This window comes from Novosphingobium sp. 1529, from assembly GCF_040544855.1.
Lineage (GTDB): Bacteria > Pseudomonadota > Alphaproteobacteria > Sphingomonadales > Sphingomonadaceae > Novosphingobium > Novosphingobium capsulatum.
Map to the genome: position 1 here is coordinate 92,729 of NZ_JBEPKW010000007.1, position 16,220 is coordinate 108,948.

Sequence of the window (16,220 nt, forward strand, 5' to 3'; positions counted from 1 at the left end):
CGCCTGGCCAACGCTGCCGCGGCGTCACGCCCCGATAAAGCGCGCCGGCCGCCGCTCGAACACGGCGGCCACGCCTTCGGCATAGTCGGCCGTATCGCGCAACGCAGTCTGCCGCGCCAGTTCGTGGTAGAGCGTGGCGGCAACTTCCTGCGCCAGGCCGCGCGCCAGGGTGGCCCGCACGTCGACCAGGGCCAGCGGCCCGTTCGCGGCCACGGTGCCGGCCATGGCCAGGGCCGCCGTATCGAGTTCCTCTGCTGGCACCAGGCGATCGACCAGGCCCCATTGCAGCGCCTGCTCTCCCTTTACCCGCTCGGCCGAGAGCATCATCCACGCCGCGCGCTGTTCCCCCACCACGCGCGGCAGGGTGTGGCTGATGGCAAAGCCGGGGTGAAAGCCCAGCGCCACGAAATTGGCGCAAAAGCGCGCTGCCGGGCTGGCAATGCGGAAATCGGCGGCCAGGGCCAGGCCCAGCCCTGCGCCCACCGCCGCGCCGCCCACTGCCGCGATCATCGGCTTGCGCCGGCCAAACAGGCGCAGCGCCTGGTCATAGAGCCGGCGGATCGCGGCCAGCCCATCGGGCCCGCTTTCCCCGGCTGCGCCGCCAACCAGGTCTGCCCCGGCGCAGAACGTCTTGCCTTGCGCGCGCAGCACGATCGCGCGCACCCCGGGATCGGCATCGCAGGCCTCCACCGCATCGGCGATCTCGCCCAGCAATTCCACCGAGAGGAAATTGAGCGGCGGATGGGCAAGCGTGATGATGCCAAGATGATCGGCAACCTGAAGAGCGAGGCGGTGCGGGGTCTGCGTCATGCGCGCCTTGTTCCTGATCTGCCCTTTTCCGGCAAGTCTCATCGCATCGGGCCGATTGCATCCGCGCAGCCTTGCGGGCATAGCCCGGCAACCATGCATGATATCCGCCTGATCCGCGAAAACCCGCAAGCCTTCGACGCCGCCCTCGCTCGCCGTGGCGTGGCCCCCGTCTCTGCCGACATCCTGGCGCTCGACGCCCGCCGCCGCGAGGTGGCCACGCGGATGCAGGAGGCGCAGGGCCGCCGCAACGAAGCCTCAAAGCTGATCGGCGCGGCCATGGCCAAGGGTGACAAGGACACTGCCGAAGCGCTCAAGGCCGAAGTCGCCACGCTGAAAACCACGCTGCCCGCGCTGGAAGAGGAAGAGCGCCAGCTTTCCGCGCAAAGCCTGGCTGCGCTGGCCGCCCTGCCCAACCTGCCCGCCGATGCCGTGCCCGAGGGGGAAGACGAAGCCGGCAACGTGGAAGTGGCCCGCTGGGGCACCCCGCGCAGCTTTGCCTTTGCGCCCAAGGAACATGCCGATCTGGGGCCGGCGCTGGGCCTGGACTTTGAAACCGGCGCGCTGATTTCCGGCGCGCGCTTTACCTTCCTGCGCGGCCAGATGGCCCGCCTGCAACGCGCGCTGGCGCAGTTCATGCTCGATCACCAGACCGGCGTGAACGGCCATGTCGAATGCGCCCCGCCGCTGCTGGTCAAGGACGAGGCGGTGTTCGGCACGGGCCAGTTGCCCAAGTTTGCCGAAGACCTGTTCCGCACCACCGACGGGCGCTGGCTGATCCCCACGGCCGAAGTCTCGCTGACCAATGCCGTGCGCGAACAGATCCTGCCCGAAAGCGCGCTTCCCCTGCGCATGACCGCGCTGACCCCGTGCTTCCGCAGCGAAGCCGGTGCCGCCGGTCGCGACACGCGCGGCTATATTCGCCAGCACCAGTTCGACAAGGTGGAGCTGGTCACGATCTGCAAGCCCGAGGATTCGGCCGCCGAGCACGAACGGATGACGACGGCGGCGGAATCGGTGCTCCAGGCGCTGGACCTGCCCTATCGCAAGATGCTGCTGTGCGCCGGCGACATGGGCGCCACCGCGCGCATCACCTATGACCTGGAAGTGTGGCTGCCGGGGCAGGATGCCTATCGCGAGATTTCCTCGTGCTCCAACTGCGGCGATTTCCAGGCGCGGCGGATGAACGCGCGCTATCGGCCAGACAATGCCAAGGGCACCGAATTCGTCCACACGCTCAATGGTTCGGGCCTGGCCGTGGGCCGCACGCTGGTGGCCGTGCTGGAAAACTACCAGCAGGAAGACGGCTCGGTAGAGGTGCCGGCGGCGCTGGCACCCTACATGGGCGGGCTTACCCGCCTGGTGCCGCAGGGCTGAACGCCATGGGGCGGATGCAACGGCGCGGCCTGAGCTTGCTGCTCGCGCTGCTGCCGTCGGCATCGCTGGCTGCGCCGCCCGCCCCGCCCGCACCGCCGCCGCCGCCCTATGAAAGCCCGATCATCGCCTGGACCTACGTGGTCCAGCCGGGCGATACCTTTGCCGCGATTGCCCGCCGCATGGGCGTTTCGATGGCGGCGCTGGCGGCGGAAAACCGCGTGCCGCTGCCCTATCTGATTACCCAGGGGCAAGTGTTGCGCCGGCCGTCGCCAGCAGGTGACGCCGTGCCGCCCTCATCCACCCGTGCTTCACGCCCGGCGCCAGTGCCTCGGCCGGCACCCCGCCCGGCGCCCGTCGCACGCCCCGCGCCGCCGCTACGCCCGGCCCCCGAAACGGCCCCGGCACACCAGCGCGAAACTGGCGCCCCGCGCCTGTCCTGGCCCACATCAGGCACGATCGTGGCGCGCTTTGGCGTGCGCCAGGCGCAGGGGCGGGCCAACAACGGCATCGATCTGGCCGCGTTTACTGGCATGTCGGTCCACGCTGCCGCCGCTGGTCGCGTGCTGTTCGCCGGCACGGAGCCGCAGCGCTTTGGCCAGTTGATCGTGATCGACCACGGCGGTGGCTGGGTCACCGCCTATGCCTATCTCGGCCGGGTTGACGTGGTGGAGGGCCAGCGCGTGACCGCCCGCCAGCCGATCGCGCGGATCGGCCGCAGCGGCGAAGCGCAAAAGCCGACGCTGCATTTCGAACTGCGCCGCGACAACGTACCGCGCGATCCGGCACCCTATCTGCCGGTGCGGTTGTAACTGCAAAGATTGTGCGGGATTCCACCACCCCCAACCCCCTCCTCTAAAGAGGATGGGGCTTTAACGCTGCTCTCCCCATCCTCTTTAGAGGAGGGGGTTGGGGGGTGGTGCGAGGCCTTATGCCGACTCTAGAATATCAGAACCGGCCCAGCAGCCAGAACACCGTGCCCATGGCCAGATAGCACAGCATGACGCAGCCGGCATCGATCATCGCCAGGCGCGTCGAGGTGCGCTGCTGGGTATAGCCGATCCACAGGCCGGGAATGACAAAGGCACCGGCCAGGCCGCCCGACATCATGAAGAAGAGCCAGGGCTTGGCCGCCAGGGTGGCCGCGCCGACGCGGGCAAACATGTGCCCCATCATCGTGGAACTGACCAGCAGCAGGCCCGCGGTGATCGCCAGCGTGCGCCAGGGCGCCATGCGCAGGCCCAGCCCGCCCGGCCCCACTTCGGCCAGGCGTGCCCGGCCAAAGAGCGGGCCATACCACAGGCCCTGCACCGCCAGCGCCGCCAGGACGGCCAAAATCACTGCAAACCAGTTTACCGGACCCATTGCACCTCTTTCCCGTGCCACGCCCCCGTGTGTGCCTGTGCCTAGACCCAGCGCACGCAAAGCGCAAACATGTGACAGGAAATCATCGTTTTCCTTCCACGCTCCGTCGCAGCGATCGGCGCCCAAGCCCAGCAAGGCCGGGGAAAAGCCATGATGAGGTGACGCGCGCGCCTTTTGCGCGTATGGGCGCGCGCACAATGGCCACATTTCCCCCCGATTCCCGCGACACCACCCCCGCCCCCGAGCCCAAGCGCATCGGCATGGTCAGCTTGGGCTGCCCCAAGGCGCTGGTCGATTCCGAACGCATCCTCACCCGCCTGCGCGCCGATGGCTATGCCATGAGCCCCGACTATGCCGGGGCCGATGTCGTGCTGGTCAATACCTGCGGGTTCCTCGATTCGGCCAAGGAGGAAAGCCTGGCCGCGATCGGCGAGGCGATTGCCGAAAACGGCCGCGTGATCGTGACCGGCTGCATGGGCAACGAGGCCGAGGTGATCCGCGCGCGTTTCCCCGATGTGCTGGCCGTGACCGGCGCGCATCAGTACGAAGCCGTGGTGGAAGCGGTGCACGAAGCCGCGCCGCCGGCCATGGGCCCCTATTTCGACCTGATCCCCCAGGCGCTGGATGACATGGGCGGGGTCAAGCTCACCCCGCGCCATTACAGCTATCTCAAGATTTCAGAGGGCTGCAACCACGCCTGCTCGTTCTGCATCATCCCCGACCTGCGCGGCAAGCTGGCCAGCCGGCGGATCGATGCCGTGCTGCGCGAGGCGGAAAAGCTGGTAGCCGCCGGCACGCGCGAACTTCTGGTGATCAGCCAGGATACCTCGGCCTATGGCGTGGATGTGCGCCACGAGACACGGACCTGGAAAGGCCGCGAGGTGCGCACCCACATGACCGACCTGGCACGCGAGCTGGGCCAGCTGCGCACGCCCGATGGCCAGGTGCCGTGGGTGCGGCTGCACTATGTCTATCCCTATCCGCACGTCGACCAGGTCATCCCGCTGATGGCGCAAGGGCTGCTCACGCCCTATCTGGATATCCCGTTCCAGCACGCCAGCCCCAAGGTGCTGCGCGCGATGAAGCGCCCGGCCAACGAAGCCAAGGTGCTCGACCGTATCAAGGCCTGGCGCGAGATCTGCCCCGACCTGGCGATCCGCTCCAGCTTCGTGGTCGGCTTCCCCGGCGAGACCGAAGAGGATTTCCAGTACCTGCTCGACTGGCTCGATGAAGCCCAGCTCGATCGCGTCGGCGCTTTCCGGTTCGAGCCGGTCGAAGGCGCGGCGGCCAACAGCCTGCCCGATGCCGTGCCCGAAGCGGTCAAGGAAGAGCGCTATGCCCGGATCATGGCCAAGACCGAGGCAATCAGCGCCGCGCGCCTGGCGGTCAAGGTGGGCCGCACTATCCGTGTGATCATCGACGACGTCGGCGAGCCGGACGAAGACGGCGATATCGGCGCCACCGGTCGCAGCCAGGCCGATGCCCCGGAAATCGACGGCGCGGTCTATCTGCGCAACGTGCCAGCCAGCCTCAAGGCCGGTGATTTCGTCGACGTGGTGGTGGAAGAGGCCGATGCCCACGACCTCTATGGCGTTATCGCCTGACCACCTGAACGCCCCGCTGTTCAGCCGTCGAGGGCCTCGGTCGCGCTGTCGCGCGGGCGAACATAGACGCGCGCCACCAGGGGAAAGCGGCTCGATACCTCGGTCTCGATCGCCAGCACGATGCGCTCCACGTCGCGCGCGGTGATCGTATCGTCGAAATCGGCGCTGATGATCACGGTCACCATCGTTGGCGCACTGTGCACGGTCAGCACTTCGTGCACGCGCACCACCCCGGTGTGGGCAGCTGCGGTGGCGCGGATCGCCGCGACCAGCTGGGGATCGGCGCTTTCGCCAATCAGCAGGCCCTTGGCTTCATAGAGCAGGATCAGCGCGAGCGCGCCCAGTACCAGCCCGATCACCACCGAGGCCATCCCGTCCCACAGCGGATTGCCGGTCAGCAGGCTGAGGCCCAGGCCCAGCGCGGCGACGACCAGGCCGACCAGCGCGCCTGAATCCTCCAGCAGGATGACCAGCGTGGGCGCATCCTTGGTATCGCGGATCGCGGCCCAGACCGTGCCGCGCCGCCCGCGGTTGAAATCGCCCAGCGCCGCCAGGATCGACCAGCCTTCCAGGCCAAAGGCCACGCCCAGCACGGCAAAGGCGATCAGCGGGCTTTCCGCCGGCTCGGGATGCAGGATGTGCATCACCCCTTCGAATACCGAAACCCCCGCGCCCAGGGCAAAGACCAGGATCGCGACGATGAAGCTCCAGAAATAGAGCTCGCGGCCATAGCCGAAGGGATGCAGCGCATCGGCCGGCTTCACCGCGCGCGAGCGGCCGTGCAGCAGCAACAGCTGGTTGGTCGAATCGACCATGCTGTGCACGCCTTCGGTCAGCATCGCGGAAGAGCCGGTAAAGGCGGCAGCCACGAACTTGGCCACGGCAATCCCGAGGTTGGCCCCCAGGGCAATCAGAATGGTGCGTGTCGATCCACCGGCCATGCGCGGTCAGGTCCCCTGTTGTCGTGACGAAGCACGGGGCTAACGCGCAAGGACGGTGAATGTCACCCGATTAGTTGCGCCGGTCGCTCAGGCCGCCAGGCGGGTATGGCCGGCGGGGGCATGGCCGGTGCCCAGGTCGAACTGGCCGACCAGCTGGCCCAGGGCATTGGCTTCATTCGACAGGCTGCGCGAGGCGGCCGTGGCTTCTTCCACCAGCGCGGCGTTGGCCTGGGTGATGCGGTCCATGTCGGATACCACGGTATCGACCTGGCCGATCGCGCCGGCCTGCTCTTCGGCCGAGCGGGCGATCGCCTCGATCATTTCCGACAGGCGCGAGGTGCGCTCCACGATCTGGCCCAGCGCGCTTTGCGTTTCGCCGATCATCTGCACACCATTGCCCACGTCGCGATCGCTCTCGCGGATGATCGCGGTGATTTCCTTGGCCGCTTCGGACGAGCGCTGCGCCAGGCTGCGCACTTCGCTGGCGACCACGGCAAAGCCCTTGCCAGCGTCTCCGGCGCGGGCCGCTTCCACCCCGGCATTGAGCGCGAGCAGGTTGGTCTGGAACGCGATGCCTTCGATCAGCGCGACGATTTCCTGCATGCGGTTGCTCGACTTGGCGATGTCTTCCATGGCCGAGACGGCCTGGGTCATCGTCTCGCCGCTGGCACGCGCCTCATGGCGGGTCTGCCGCGCGGTGTCGCTGGCGTCCTTGGCGGTCTGCGCGGTCTGCGCCACGGTGGTGCTCAGTTGGCGCACGGCAGCGGCGGATTCTTCTAGCGCGGCGGCCTGGTTTTCGGTGCGGCTCGACAGGTCATGGCTGGCCGATGCGATCTCGCTGGCACCCACGCGCACGCCCTGCGCGGCCTGGGTCACCTGGCCAAGGGCATCGGCCAAGGTCGCCATCGACTGGTTGAAATCGACGCGCAGCTGCTCGTAATCGCCGGGGAAAGTTTCGGTGATGCGGTGCTGCAGGCGCCCTTCGCGCAGCGAGGCAAGCCCCGCGCCCAACGCGCCCACCACCTGCTGCTGCACCGCCATGCGTTCTTCACCGGCACGCGCAGCCCGCCGCGCCACGAAATCCTTGATCCCTTCCAGCGCACGGGCAATGTCGCCCACTTCGTCGGTCAGCTCATGCCCCGGGATGCTGCGATCGATCTGCCCCGATGCCATGTCCTGCATCGCCTCGGACAGGCGCATCAGCGGGTTCGACACGCGCAGGCGGAACAGCAGGGCGACGCCCAGAGCAACGATCACGGCCAGCACACCCGCCCCCACGGCCATGGACCGCAGATGGTCTGCCTGGGCCACGCCCGCTGCGGTGTCTGCCTTGGCCAGCGTGGCATTCCGCGTGGCCAGGCCAGCAATGCGCTTGCCCATGGTCAATCCCAGGGGATTCATCCGGTCGCGAAACTGGTTATAGGCTTCGTCGTTGCGGTTTTGCAGCGAATAGTCGCGCACCGGGCGGGCTTCCTTGACCCAGGTGTGGAAGATCTGCTGCAGTTCACCCACGGCGTTCAGCTCGTCCTGATCGCCGGTCGGCTCCTGCAAGGCGCGATAGTCGTTCAGGGCCTTGTCGAAATCCGCCACGCGCTGGTCGAACTCGGCATCGAGGCGGCGGGTTTCGGTCAGTTCGTTCGACAGGATGTGCTTGGCGATGGTCAGCCGCAGATCGCCCAGCATGCCACGCAACTGCGTCAGCGCGGTGAGCGTCGGAACCGTGTCGGTTGACATTCCGGTCAACCGCCCGCCCAGGCTGCTCGTGGCCGAAATGGCCATGGCCGCACTGCCCACGGCCGCCAGGGCCAGCAGCAGCGTGCCCAGCAGGGAAATGGTGCGAATTCGCAAAGACCCGAAAACAGACATGTGAGAGCCACCCTTGCCTTGCATCATCCCGCGCGACACATGGCGCGGCGTTTCGCAGTGCATGGACCATGCCGCGTTAAGCCTGCGCCGATGCCGGCATAGGGGATTATGCGAGAGGGGGGCGATGCGCGATGCGGGCCGGAATCAGCCGGTCACAGCCAGCCGATCCGGCGAAAACGCCAATAGAGCCCGCCGCATATCGTCAGGATCACGCCCCAGACGAAGAAATAGCCATAGTGCCATTTGAGTTCGGGAATGTACTCGAAGTTCATCCCATAGATGCCGGCAACGGCGGTCGGCACGGCGAGCAGGCCCGCCCATGCGGCCAGTTGGCGAGTCATTTCCCCCTGGCGATGCTGTTCGAGCAGGCTGGCGGTTTCGACGATCGCGGCCAGCGTTTCCTTCAACCCGCGCAGGCGCGCCATGGCGCGGCGCACATGGTCGAGCACATCGCGAAACCAGATGCGCGCGGTGGGATCGATCAGCGCCACGTGGGATTCGGCCAGGCGCTGGCACACTTCCTCCATCGGGCCGATGATCCGCTCGAACCGGCGCAATTGCCGGCGCAGGCGGAAGATGCGGCGGATCGTCTGCTGTTCGGGAAAGACGTCGATCGCCGATTCTTCCATGGCATGGGCCACGGCTTCCAGGCGCTCCATGATCGGCAGATAGCCATCGACGATGAAATCGAGCACGGCATGCAGCACATAGTCGGCGCCTTCGGCCAGGCGCTCGGGATCGGCCTCGAGCTTGTCCCGCAGGCCCAGATGCGCCCGGCTGGAGCCGAACCGGACCGAGATGATGAAGTCGGCGCCCAGGAAAAACGCCGTCTGGCCATAGGCCAGCGTCTCACCCGGCTCCAGCGTGGCGGTGCGCGCCACCACGAACAGGTGCTTCTGGTACTGGTCCAGCTTGGGCATCTGCTGGGGGTTGAGGGCGTCTTCCACCGCCAGGGGATGCAGGCCATAGTGGCTGGCGACCTGCGTCATCTCCTCGAGCGAGGGCTCGCACAGGCCAATCCAGTCGAATGCCCCGTCGGGCACGGCGGAGAACCTGTCGTCCAGGGCAAGCGGGCCAGGTATGCGGACGGCCGAGCGGCCAGTGGGATCGGGCACATAGCGGCGCGCGGCAATGATCGTCATGGCGGCCTATGTGGCAATGGCGCGGGAAAAGCGCAATCGTGCTGGCAAATGCCGGGCAAAGCCTTACGTCCATGGCCATGACGATACACACGCCCGACCTGGATGTGGCGATCATCGGCGCGGGCATCAGCGGCATCAGCATGGCCGCCCACATCGCCCGCGATTGCCCCGGCCACCGCTTCGCCCTGCTGGAGCGGCGCGCCAGCCTGGGCGGCACCTGGGATCTGTTTCGCTATCCCGGCGTGCGATCGGATAGCGACATGCACACCCTGGGCTTCGGCTTTGCCCCGTGGCGCGGCGCCGATGCCATTGCCGATGGCGCGGCGATCCGCGATTATCTGAACGAAACCGTTTCATTGTTCGATCTGGACCGGCACATCCGCCGCAACACCCGCGTGACGGCGGCGGATTGGGACAGTGCCGCCGGCTGCTGGCGCCTGGTACTGACCGACGCAGCGGGGGCGGAGCAGCGCCTGACGGCGCGCTTCCTGGTGCTGGCCGCGGGCTATTACGATCACGATGCCGCGCACGATCCGCCGCTCGCTGGCGAGCAGGACTTTGCCGGGCCGATCGTGCTGCCGCAGTTCTGGCCGCAGGATCTGGACGTGGCGAGCCGGCAGGTGGTGGTGATCGGATCGGGCGCCACGGCGGCCACGCTGGTGCCGGCACTGGCGCAGCGCGGGGCGCAGGTCACCATGCTGCAACGCACGCCCACCTGGTTCATTGCCAGCCCACGGCAAGACCGGCTCGCGCAGCTTCTGCACCGCGTGCTCCCGGCCCGCCTCGCCGCGCGGCTGGTGCGGGCGCGCAACATCCGCCTGGGTGCCTGGTTCTACAACCGCGCCCGCCGCGCGCCCGACAAGGTGGGCGCCTGGCTCAAGCGGCGGGCAGCCCGCGCGCTCGGCCCGGCCTGGAACGAAGCGGCGTTCACCCCGCCCTATGGCCCGTGGCAGCAGCGGCTGTGCCTGGTGCCCGATGGCGATCTGTTTGCCGCGATCCGCGCCGGACAAGCCAGAGTGGTCACTGGCCACATCGCCCGGATGGAGGCCGGCGGCGTGGTGCTGGCCGATGGGCAGCGCCTGCCGGCCGACGTGATCGTCAAGGCCACCGGCCTGAAACTGGCCGTGGCCGGCAAGATCGCGCTCAGCCGCGATGGCGTGGCGGTGAACCTGGCCGATCACGTCAACTACAAGGATTGCATGCTGTCGAACCTGCCCAACCTGGTGCAGGTGTTCGGCTATCTCAACGCCTCGTGGACGCTGCGCGCCGATCTGGTGGCCACGTTCACCACGCGGGTGCTCGCCCACATGGCGCGCACCGGGACGCACGTGGCCACCCCTGTGCTGGGGGCAGACCATGGCCTGGAAATGGACGATACGCCCGCGTTTTCCTCGGGCTATCTGCTGCGTGGGCAAGCCATGCTGCCGCGCAGCAGCACCGACCGGCGCTGGCGGCTCAATCACGATTACCTCGCCGATCGCGCGTTTCTGGCCAAAGACCCCCTGGAGGATGGCGTACTACGCTTTGACCGTGCGCCCCAGCCGCTTGCGCCCGCGCCCGATTGCGTTATCGATACGCCCCGATGAGCGACGCATCCCGCATAGACCCCGCCCGCATCTGGACCGCAGCCCTGCTGGTGATCGGCGATGAAATTCTCTCTGGCCGGACCCACGACAAGAACATCGCCCAGGTTGCCACCTGGCTCAACGTCCAGGGCATCCGCCTCAAAGAGGTACGCGTGGTGGCCGATGACATGGCCGCGATCGTCGAGGCGGTGAACGCGCTGCGCGCGCGCAACGACTACCTGTTCACCACCGGCGGGATCGGCCCCACCCATGATGACATCACCGTGGACGCGGTGGCCGCCGCGCTGGGGGTGGAGGTGGTGATCCACCCGGCCGCCCGCGCGATGCTGGAAGACTATTACGGCCCGCGCGGCGGCGTGAACGAGGCGCGGCTACGCATGGCGCGGGTGCCGGCGGGCGCCACGCTGATCGAAAACGCGCTGTCGGGCGCGCCGGGCATTGCCGTGGCCAATATCCACCTGCTGGCCGGCGTGCCGCACATCGCGGCAGAGATGCTGGCGGCACTGACCGGCACGCTGCAAGGCGGGTTGCCGGTGCTGTCTGGCACGATCGGCTGCTGGGTGGCCGAAAGCGAAGTGGCCGATCTGCTGCGCGAAACCGAGCAGGCCCACCAAGGCTGCCAGATCGGTTCCTACCCGTTTTTCCGCGAAGGCAAGGTGGGCGCCAATTTCGTCATCCGCGCCACCGACCAGGACATTATCGATGCCTGCATGGCCGATCTCATGACTGGCCTTGCCGCGCTGGGCCGGCAGGGCGTGACCGGCGGGATCTGACCGCAAGCGACGGAAATCTCTCTAGACTTGGCTGGCGCTTGGGGCATTATTCCCGCCGATGGGCGGCGCATGGCGCGCCGCATGGGGGGAACGGCGTGAACATATCCAGGGGCTTGGTCATTGCGGCCGGGCTGTCAACGGCGTCTGCCATGGTCCTGGCAGCAAGCCCCACCTGCGCAGCCGCGCGCAGCACCACGCGCGAGGTGATCGTGGCCGATCCGGCACCCTGGGTCTTGCCCCCGCCACAGCCGGCCACCGCCACGCCGCCTGCCACCGATGCCGCGCTCGCCGCGATCTATAGCGACACGCAATACATGGCCGGCCCCGATGGCCTGCAGGTCTACAACGCGATGCGCTATCGCATCGTCAAGCCGCAAGGGTTGGCCGCCGGCAACCTTACCCTGACCTGGTCACCCGATGCCGGGCGCATGGTGCTGCACCGCCTCCGCGTGTTCCACGCCGGGGCGATGCGCGATCTGACGCATACCGCCACCTTTTCGGTGATGCAGCGCGAGCAGAACCTGGAACTGGCCACGCTGGATGGCCGGCTGACCGCCGCCTATCAGATCCCCGGACTGGAAGTGGGGGACGAGGTGGAACTGGCCACCACGCTGACCGCGCGCGACCCGACGCTGAGCGATGCGCGCGGCGATCTCTATATCATGCCGCAGGCCAGCGCCACGGGCACGTTCCGCCTGCGCGTGTCGTGGCCGCAGGGCCAAGCGATGCACTGGCAGACAACGCCCGATCTTGCCCCCACCCCGCTGCCCGGCGGCGGCAAGCTGGACGGCATCGCGCTGGAACTGCACGATCCTGATCCGCCGGCCGACGTGCCGCAGGGCGCGCCGGCACGCTATGGCTTGCGCCGCCTGGTGGAATTCACCAACTATGCCAGCTGGCCCGATTTTTCACGCCGGCTGTTCCCTCTCTATGACAAGGCCGCGCGGCTGGCCGTCAATAGCCCGCTCAAGGCCGAAGTGGCGCGGATCGCGGCCGCATCGCCCGACCCCGCCCGCCGCGCCGAGGCCGCGCTGCGCCTGGTGGAAGAGCAGGTGCGCTATGTCTATGTCGGCATGGATGGCGCCAACCTGACCCCGGCCGATGCCGATACCACGTGGCAGCGCCGCTATGGCGATTGCAAGGGCAAGACCGCCCTGCTGCTGGCGCTGCTGCGCGAACTGGATATCGAGGCGCAGCCGCTGCTGATCCAGACCAAGGGGGGCGATGGCCTGGCCGATCGCCTGCCCAATGCCGCGCTGTTCGATCATGTCGTGGTGCGCGCGACCATCGCCGGCAAGCCCATGCTGCTCGACGGCACGCGGCTGGGCGATCGCTCGCTGGCGATGATCCTGCCGCCGCCGTGGCGCCAGGGCTTGCCGATCACGGCCGAAGGCGCGCCGATCCTGTCGCTGCCCACGCCGCCACCGGTGCTGCCGCGCATGGTGGCGGTGCTCGATATCGATGCCAGCGCGGGGCTGTCTGCCCGTGCCAAAGTGCGCGCGCGCCATATCCTGCGCGGTGACGAAGCGCTGATGATCCGCAGCTATCTGAGCAGCCTGCCGGCCGTGGACGCCGAACGGGCGCTGCGCAAGTATTGGGAAGCGCAGGAAAACTGGCTGGTTGCCGACAAGGTTTCGTGGGAAGCAGACGAAGCGCATGGCGCCGTGGTGCTCAGCGCGCAAGGCCTGGGCGACATGGATTGGGAAGACATGGGCGATGGCGCGCATCGCTATTACCTGCCGGGCGCCGGCTTCAGTCCGCCCGATCGCCTGCGCCGCCGCGCCGACCAGGACCAGACCCTGCCCTATGCCACCGATTACCCGGCGTTTCGTTGCTGGGCCACCACGGTGCGCCTGCCGGCACCGGCCGCCGCGCACGACTGGACCTATTACGCCAAGCCGGTGGACCGTTCGCTGGGCGGTGTCGCCTATTGGCGCAAGGCCGGGCTCACCGGCACGGTGATGCGCACGGTGATGAGCCGGCGCGTGCTGCTGCCGGAAATCAGCGCGGCCCAGGCGGCCGAACTCAACCGCCAGATTCCCAAGTTCGACAACGACATGTCATCAGTGTTCGAACAGACTGCGGTGAAAGGCGTGGCCCCGGCCAACCACGACGCCGCGCCGTTTGCCGACGATACCGACTGGCTGGCCGCCAAGACGCCATGCACTGCGCCATGATCGTCGGTCGCACCTTGGCGGTAACCGCTTTACTGGGCACCACGCTGGCGGGCTGCGTGCCAGCGCGCCTGCCGGCGCTGGAGGCGACGCTCGCCGCCCAGCCCAGCGCCACGGCGGCCCTGGCGCAATGGTGCGCGGTGCAGCACCTGGCTGATCCGGCCACGATCCATGCCGCGGCCGATCGCACGCCGCGCGCGGCGCCTGCGGCCGTGCGCGCTGCGCTGGGTGTGGGGGCGGATGCGCCGCTGGGCTATCGCCATGTGCGCCTGTCGTGCGGCAATGTCGTGCTGTCTGACGCGCAGAACTGGTTCGTGCCGGCGCGGCTGACCCCGGCGATGAACCAGACCCTGGCCAGCAGTGATACGCCGTTCGGCACCGTGGTGGCGCCGCTGCATTTCACGCGCCAGCGCCTGGCCGCGCAGCGCGGCCGCATGGCCGAATGCCCGGCCGGCACCGTGCTGTCACACCGCGCCGTGCTGCGCCGCCCCGATGGCGCAGCGATCAGCCTGGTGGTGGAATGCTATACCCGCGCCAGCGTTCAGACCCCGCCTGCCTCGCTGCGCTGATTGGCCGGAACGACCGCCGTGCGCACCCGCGAAAGCGCTGCGCCCAGCAGCAGCACCGGTTCGAGCACGGCCATACCCACCAGGATGCCGACCAGGCGATCAAAGCCGGGGGCGATATGCGCCGCTTCCCAGCTATCGGGCACCAGCACGACCAGCACCGCCAGGGTGAACTGCGTGCCGACATAGCCGCGCCCGTGGTTGCCGTTTTCCAGATGGCGGCCCAGCGCCACGCCCATCGCGGTGCCTGCCAGCATCAGCGCGGCCCGCGCCGGGCCATGCAGCAGCGCGGCCAGCCCCAGCACCAGCGCCGCCAGGGCGCCACCCGCCAGGCAGCCGAGCAGGCGATACCACAGCCGCCGGCTGACCTGCCGCAGGCCATTGGGGCCATCCACCGCCGTCACGGGAATCAGCATCACCGCCATGATCGTGATCGCGCCCGATACCAGCGAGGGCAGATCCCACAGCGTGGCCAGACCCAGCAACAGCGCCAGGGCCAGGCCGCCCCGCGCGCCGTGGAGCAGCGCATCGGGACGCCAGCCCACGCCCTGCGGCTTGGGTGCGCGGATCGCCGGCCAGCGGCGGCGCAGCGTCCAGGCCGACGCCAGGCTCACCACCATGCAGGCGGCCGTGCCGGCCAGGGTTTCGATCATGCGCATCACCGCAAAGGCCCGCGGATCGGCCAGCGGCATGGCCACGCGATCGTAGAGCATCATGGCAAAGGTCAGGCCCAGGAACAGCCAGGCATAGGCATGGCGCCCGGTGATCGCGCCATAGAGGCTGACCGTGCCGGCCAGCGCCATCGCTATGGCCAGCACCACCATGTTGCCGCCCAGCGGGCTTTCCAGCACGGCGAGGCACGCCAGCGCGCCCAGCGCCGTGCCGATGATGCGCAGCAGCGCACGGCGCAGCGTTTCCAGCGGATAGCCGCGCATGACCATGTAGCCGGTGAAAGCCGCCCACGAAACATGGGTGGCACCGATATGGTGCGCCACCAGGATCGCCAGCAGGACCGAGGCGACGCATTCCGCCTCGTCCACCAGGCGCGGCGCCAGCGGATCGCTATCGGGATCTGGCGCTGCGAGAGAGGCAGAAGACACGGTCACAGCCCTGTGATTAGGCGAGGCGGGCACGCGCGCCTAGAGCATTTTCAAGGCAGGTGGAATCACCTGCCGACTCGGAAAATGCGGAAAATCAAAAAGCTAGAGCGCCGGCTTTGACGCAGTCAAAGTCGATCGCGCTCTAGCCCCAACGGAAAGGGGCCGGGAAGGCAAACCCTCCCGGCCCCGAAATCTTGTTTGCCTTGACGGCGTGCGGCTTAGCTGCCGTGCACCTGGGCAACGTCGATCTTCAGGCCAGGGCCCATCGACGAGGACAGGCCGACCTTGCGGACATACTTGCCCTTGGCGCCCGACGGCTTGGCCTTGACGATCGCATCGACGAAAGCGTCGAAGTTGGCGCGCAGCGCTTCGTTCGAGAACGAGAGCTTGCCGATGCCGCCATGGATGATCCCGGCCTTTTCGACGCGGAATTCGATCTGGCCGCTCTTGGCCGACTTCACGGCGTCAGCGACGTTCGGCGTCACGGTGCCCAGCTTCGGGTTCGGCATCAGGCCCTTGGGGCCCAGCACCTTGCCGAGGCGGCCAACCAGGCCCATCATGTCGGGCGTGGCGATCACGCGACCGTAGTCGAGGTTGCCGGCCTGCATGTCTTCCAGCAGGTCTTCGGCGCCCACGCGGTCAGCGCCGGCGGCCAGAGCCGCTTCGGCCTTGTCGCCACGGGCGAACACGGCAACCTTGACGTCCTTGCCGGTGCCCGAGGGCAGGCTGACCATGCCACGGACCATCTGGTCGGCGTGGCGCGGGTCGACGCCGAGGTTCAGCGACACTTCGAGCGATTCGTCGAACTTGGCGCTCTTCAGATCCTTGAGCAGCTGGATGGCTTCATCCACGCCGTAGATCTTCTGGTTGTCGCCGAGCTTTTCGACGAGGGCCTTCTGCTTCTTGGTCTGCTTTGCCATGG

14 protein-coding genes are annotated in these 16,220 nt (G+C 68.1%); 7 read left to right on the top strand and 7 right to left on the bottom strand.

The window, feature by feature from the left end; genetic code table 11:
• Positions 1-24: 24 nt before the first annotated feature.
• Positions 25-810 carry an enoyl-CoA hydratase/isomerase family protein gene (locus ABIC78_RS14455; protein WP_354490460.1) on the bottom strand — a complete coding sequence of 262 codons (786 nt, stop codon included), beginning with the start codon at positions 808-810 and terminating at the stop codon, positions 25-27.
• Positions 811-903: 93 nt separating this feature from the next.
• On the opposite strand from ABIC78_RS14455, the gene serS reads away from it, so the two are divergent.
• Both serS and ABIC78_RS14465 read left to right on the top strand, forming a co-directional pair.
• On the top strand, positions 904-2,184 hold the full coding sequence (gene serS / locus ABIC78_RS14460) for a serine--tRNA ligase (protein ID WP_354490462.1): 1,281 nt from the start codon (positions 904-906) through the stop codon (positions 2,182-2,184).
• 5 nt (positions 2,185-2,189) lie between these two features.
• A complete protein-coding gene (locus ABIC78_RS14465) occupies positions 2,190-2,993 on the top strand; it encodes a peptidoglycan DD-metalloendopeptidase family protein (RefSeq protein ID WP_354490464.1) in 804 nt (267 codons plus the stop codon).
• Positions 2,994-3,129: 136 nt separating this feature from the next.
• Here ABIC78_RS14465 and ABIC78_RS14470 read toward each other — a convergent pair whose 3' ends face one another.
• A complete protein-coding gene (locus tag ABIC78_RS14470) occupies positions 3,130-3,546 on the bottom strand; it encodes a DUF1761 domain-containing protein (RefSeq protein ID WP_210426922.1) in 417 nt (138 codons plus the stop codon).
• Positions 3,547-3,743: 197 nt separating this feature from the next.
• On the opposite strand from ABIC78_RS14470, the gene rimO reads away from it, so the two are divergent.
• Entirely contained in the window at positions 3,744-5,150 is a 1,407-nt protein-coding gene (gene rimO, locus ABIC78_RS14475) for a 30S ribosomal protein S12 methylthiotransferase RimO (protein ID WP_354490466.1), read from the top strand.
• 20 nt (positions 5,151-5,170) lie between these two features.
• Here rimO and ABIC78_RS14480 read toward each other — a convergent pair whose 3' ends face one another.
• The 3 genes from ABIC78_RS14480 to ABIC78_RS14490 form a co-directional block, all read right to left on the bottom strand.
• Positions 5,171-6,091, bottom strand: coding sequence for a cation diffusion facilitator family transporter (locus ABIC78_RS14480; protein ID WP_022675036.1), 921 nt, complete (start codon positions 6,089-6,091; stop codon positions 5,171-5,173).
• An 87-nt stretch (positions 6,092-6,178) separates the two neighbouring features.
• Positions 6,179-7,957 (bottom strand): HAMP domain-containing methyl-accepting chemotaxis protein, encoded by a 1,779-nt coding sequence (locus ABIC78_RS14485; protein WP_167542922.1) that lies wholly within the window; start codon positions 7,955-7,957, stop codon positions 6,179-6,181.
• A gap of 152 nt (positions 7,958-8,109) precedes the next feature.
• Positions 8,110-9,099 (bottom strand): magnesium and cobalt transport protein CorA, encoded by a 990-nt coding sequence (locus tag ABIC78_RS14490; protein WP_062787776.1) that lies wholly within the window; start codon positions 9,097-9,099, stop codon positions 8,110-8,112.
• A gap of 71 nt (positions 9,100-9,170) precedes the next feature.
• On the opposite strand from ABIC78_RS14490, the gene ABIC78_RS14495 reads away from it, so the two are divergent.
• From ABIC78_RS14495 to ABIC78_RS14510, 4 genes are all read left to right on the top strand, one after another.
• A complete protein-coding gene (locus ABIC78_RS14495; protein WP_354490469.1) occupies positions 9,171-10,685 on the top strand; it encodes a flavin-containing monooxygenase in 1,515 nt (504 codons plus the stop codon).
• Positions 10,682-11,458 (top strand): competence/damage-inducible protein A, encoded by a 777-nt coding sequence (locus ABIC78_RS14500; protein WP_354490471.1) that lies wholly within the window; start codon positions 10,682-10,684, stop codon positions 11,456-11,458. Before ABIC78_RS14495 ends, ABIC78_RS14500 begins: the two co-directional genes overlap by 4 nt.
• A 149-nt stretch (positions 11,459-11,607) precedes the next feature.
• Positions 11,608-13,635, top strand: coding sequence for a DUF3857 domain-containing protein (locus ABIC78_RS14505; protein ID WP_354490472.1), 2,028 nt, complete (start codon positions 11,608-11,610; stop codon positions 13,633-13,635).
• Positions 13,632-14,201, top strand: coding sequence for a hypothetical protein (locus ABIC78_RS14510; protein ID WP_354490473.1), 570 nt, complete (start codon positions 13,632-13,634; stop codon positions 14,199-14,201). The genes ABIC78_RS14505 and ABIC78_RS14510 overlap by 4 nt, the downstream gene beginning before the upstream one ends.
• Here the strand turns inward: ABIC78_RS14510 and ABIC78_RS14515 are convergent.
• Entirely contained in the window at positions 14,174-15,298 is a 1,125-nt protein-coding gene (locus tag ABIC78_RS14515; protein WP_354490475.1) for an FUSC family protein, read from the bottom strand. The genes ABIC78_RS14510 and ABIC78_RS14515 overlap by 28 nt on opposite strands.
• A 218-nt stretch (positions 15,299-15,516) precedes the next feature.
• Positions 15,517-16,218, bottom strand: coding sequence for a 50S ribosomal protein L1 (gene rplA, locus ABIC78_RS14520; RefSeq protein ID WP_022675307.1), 702 nt, complete (start codon positions 16,216-16,218; stop codon positions 15,517-15,519).
• Positions 16,219-16,220: the final 2 nt, after the last annotated feature.

What these genes read in the sequence shown, in the direction of transcription:
- ABIC78_RS14510 (WP_354490473.1), top strand. Translation starts at nt 13,632, where the DNA reads ATGATCGTCGGTCGCACCTTGGCGGTAACCGCTTTACTGGGCACCACG.
- ABIC78_RS14455 (WP_354490460.1), bottom strand. Translation starts at nt 810, where the DNA reads ATGACGCAGACCCCGCACCGCCTCGCTCTTCAGGTTGCCGATCATCTT.
- ABIC78_RS14505 (WP_354490472.1), top strand. Translation starts at nt 11,608, where the DNA reads ATGGTCCTGGCAGCAAGCCCCACCTGCGCAGCCGCGCGCAGCACCACG.
- ABIC78_RS14500 (WP_354490471.1), top strand. Translation starts at nt 10,682, where the DNA reads ATGAGCGACGCATCCCGCATAGACCCCGCCCGCATCTGGACCGCAGCC.
- ABIC78_RS14490 (WP_062787776.1), bottom strand. Translation starts at nt 9,099, where the DNA reads ATGACGATCATTGCCGCGCGCCGCTATGTGCCCGATCCCACTGGCCGC.
- rplA (WP_022675307.1), bottom strand. Translation starts at nt 16,218, where the DNA reads ATGGCAAAGCAGACCAAGAAGCAGAAGGCCCTCGTCGAAAAGCTCGGC.
- ABIC78_RS14465 (WP_354490464.1), top strand. Translation starts at nt 2,190, where the DNA reads ATGGGGCGGATGCAACGGCGCGGCCTGAGCTTGCTGCTCGCGCTGCTG.
- rimO (WP_354490466.1), top strand. Translation starts at nt 3,744, where the DNA reads ATGGCCACATTTCCCCCCGATTCCCGCGACACCACCCCCGCCCCCGAG.
- ABIC78_RS14495 (WP_354490469.1), top strand. Translation starts at nt 9,171, where the DNA reads ATGGCCATGACGATACACACGCCCGACCTGGATGTGGCGATCATCGGC.
- ABIC78_RS14485 (WP_167542922.1), bottom strand. Translation starts at nt 7,957, where the DNA reads ATGTCTGTTTTCGGGTCTTTGCGAATTCGCACCATTTCCCTGCTGGGC.
- ABIC78_RS14480 (WP_022675036.1), bottom strand. Translation starts at nt 6,091, where the DNA reads ATGGCCGGTGGATCGACACGCACCATTCTGATTGCCCTGGGGGCCAAC.
- serS (WP_354490462.1), top strand. Translation starts at nt 904, where the DNA reads ATGCATGATATCCGCCTGATCCGCGAAAACCCGCAAGCCTTCGACGCC.
- ABIC78_RS14470 (WP_210426922.1), bottom strand. Translation starts at nt 3,546, where the DNA reads ATGGGTCCGGTAAACTGGTTTGCAGTGATTTTGGCCGTCCTGGCGGCG.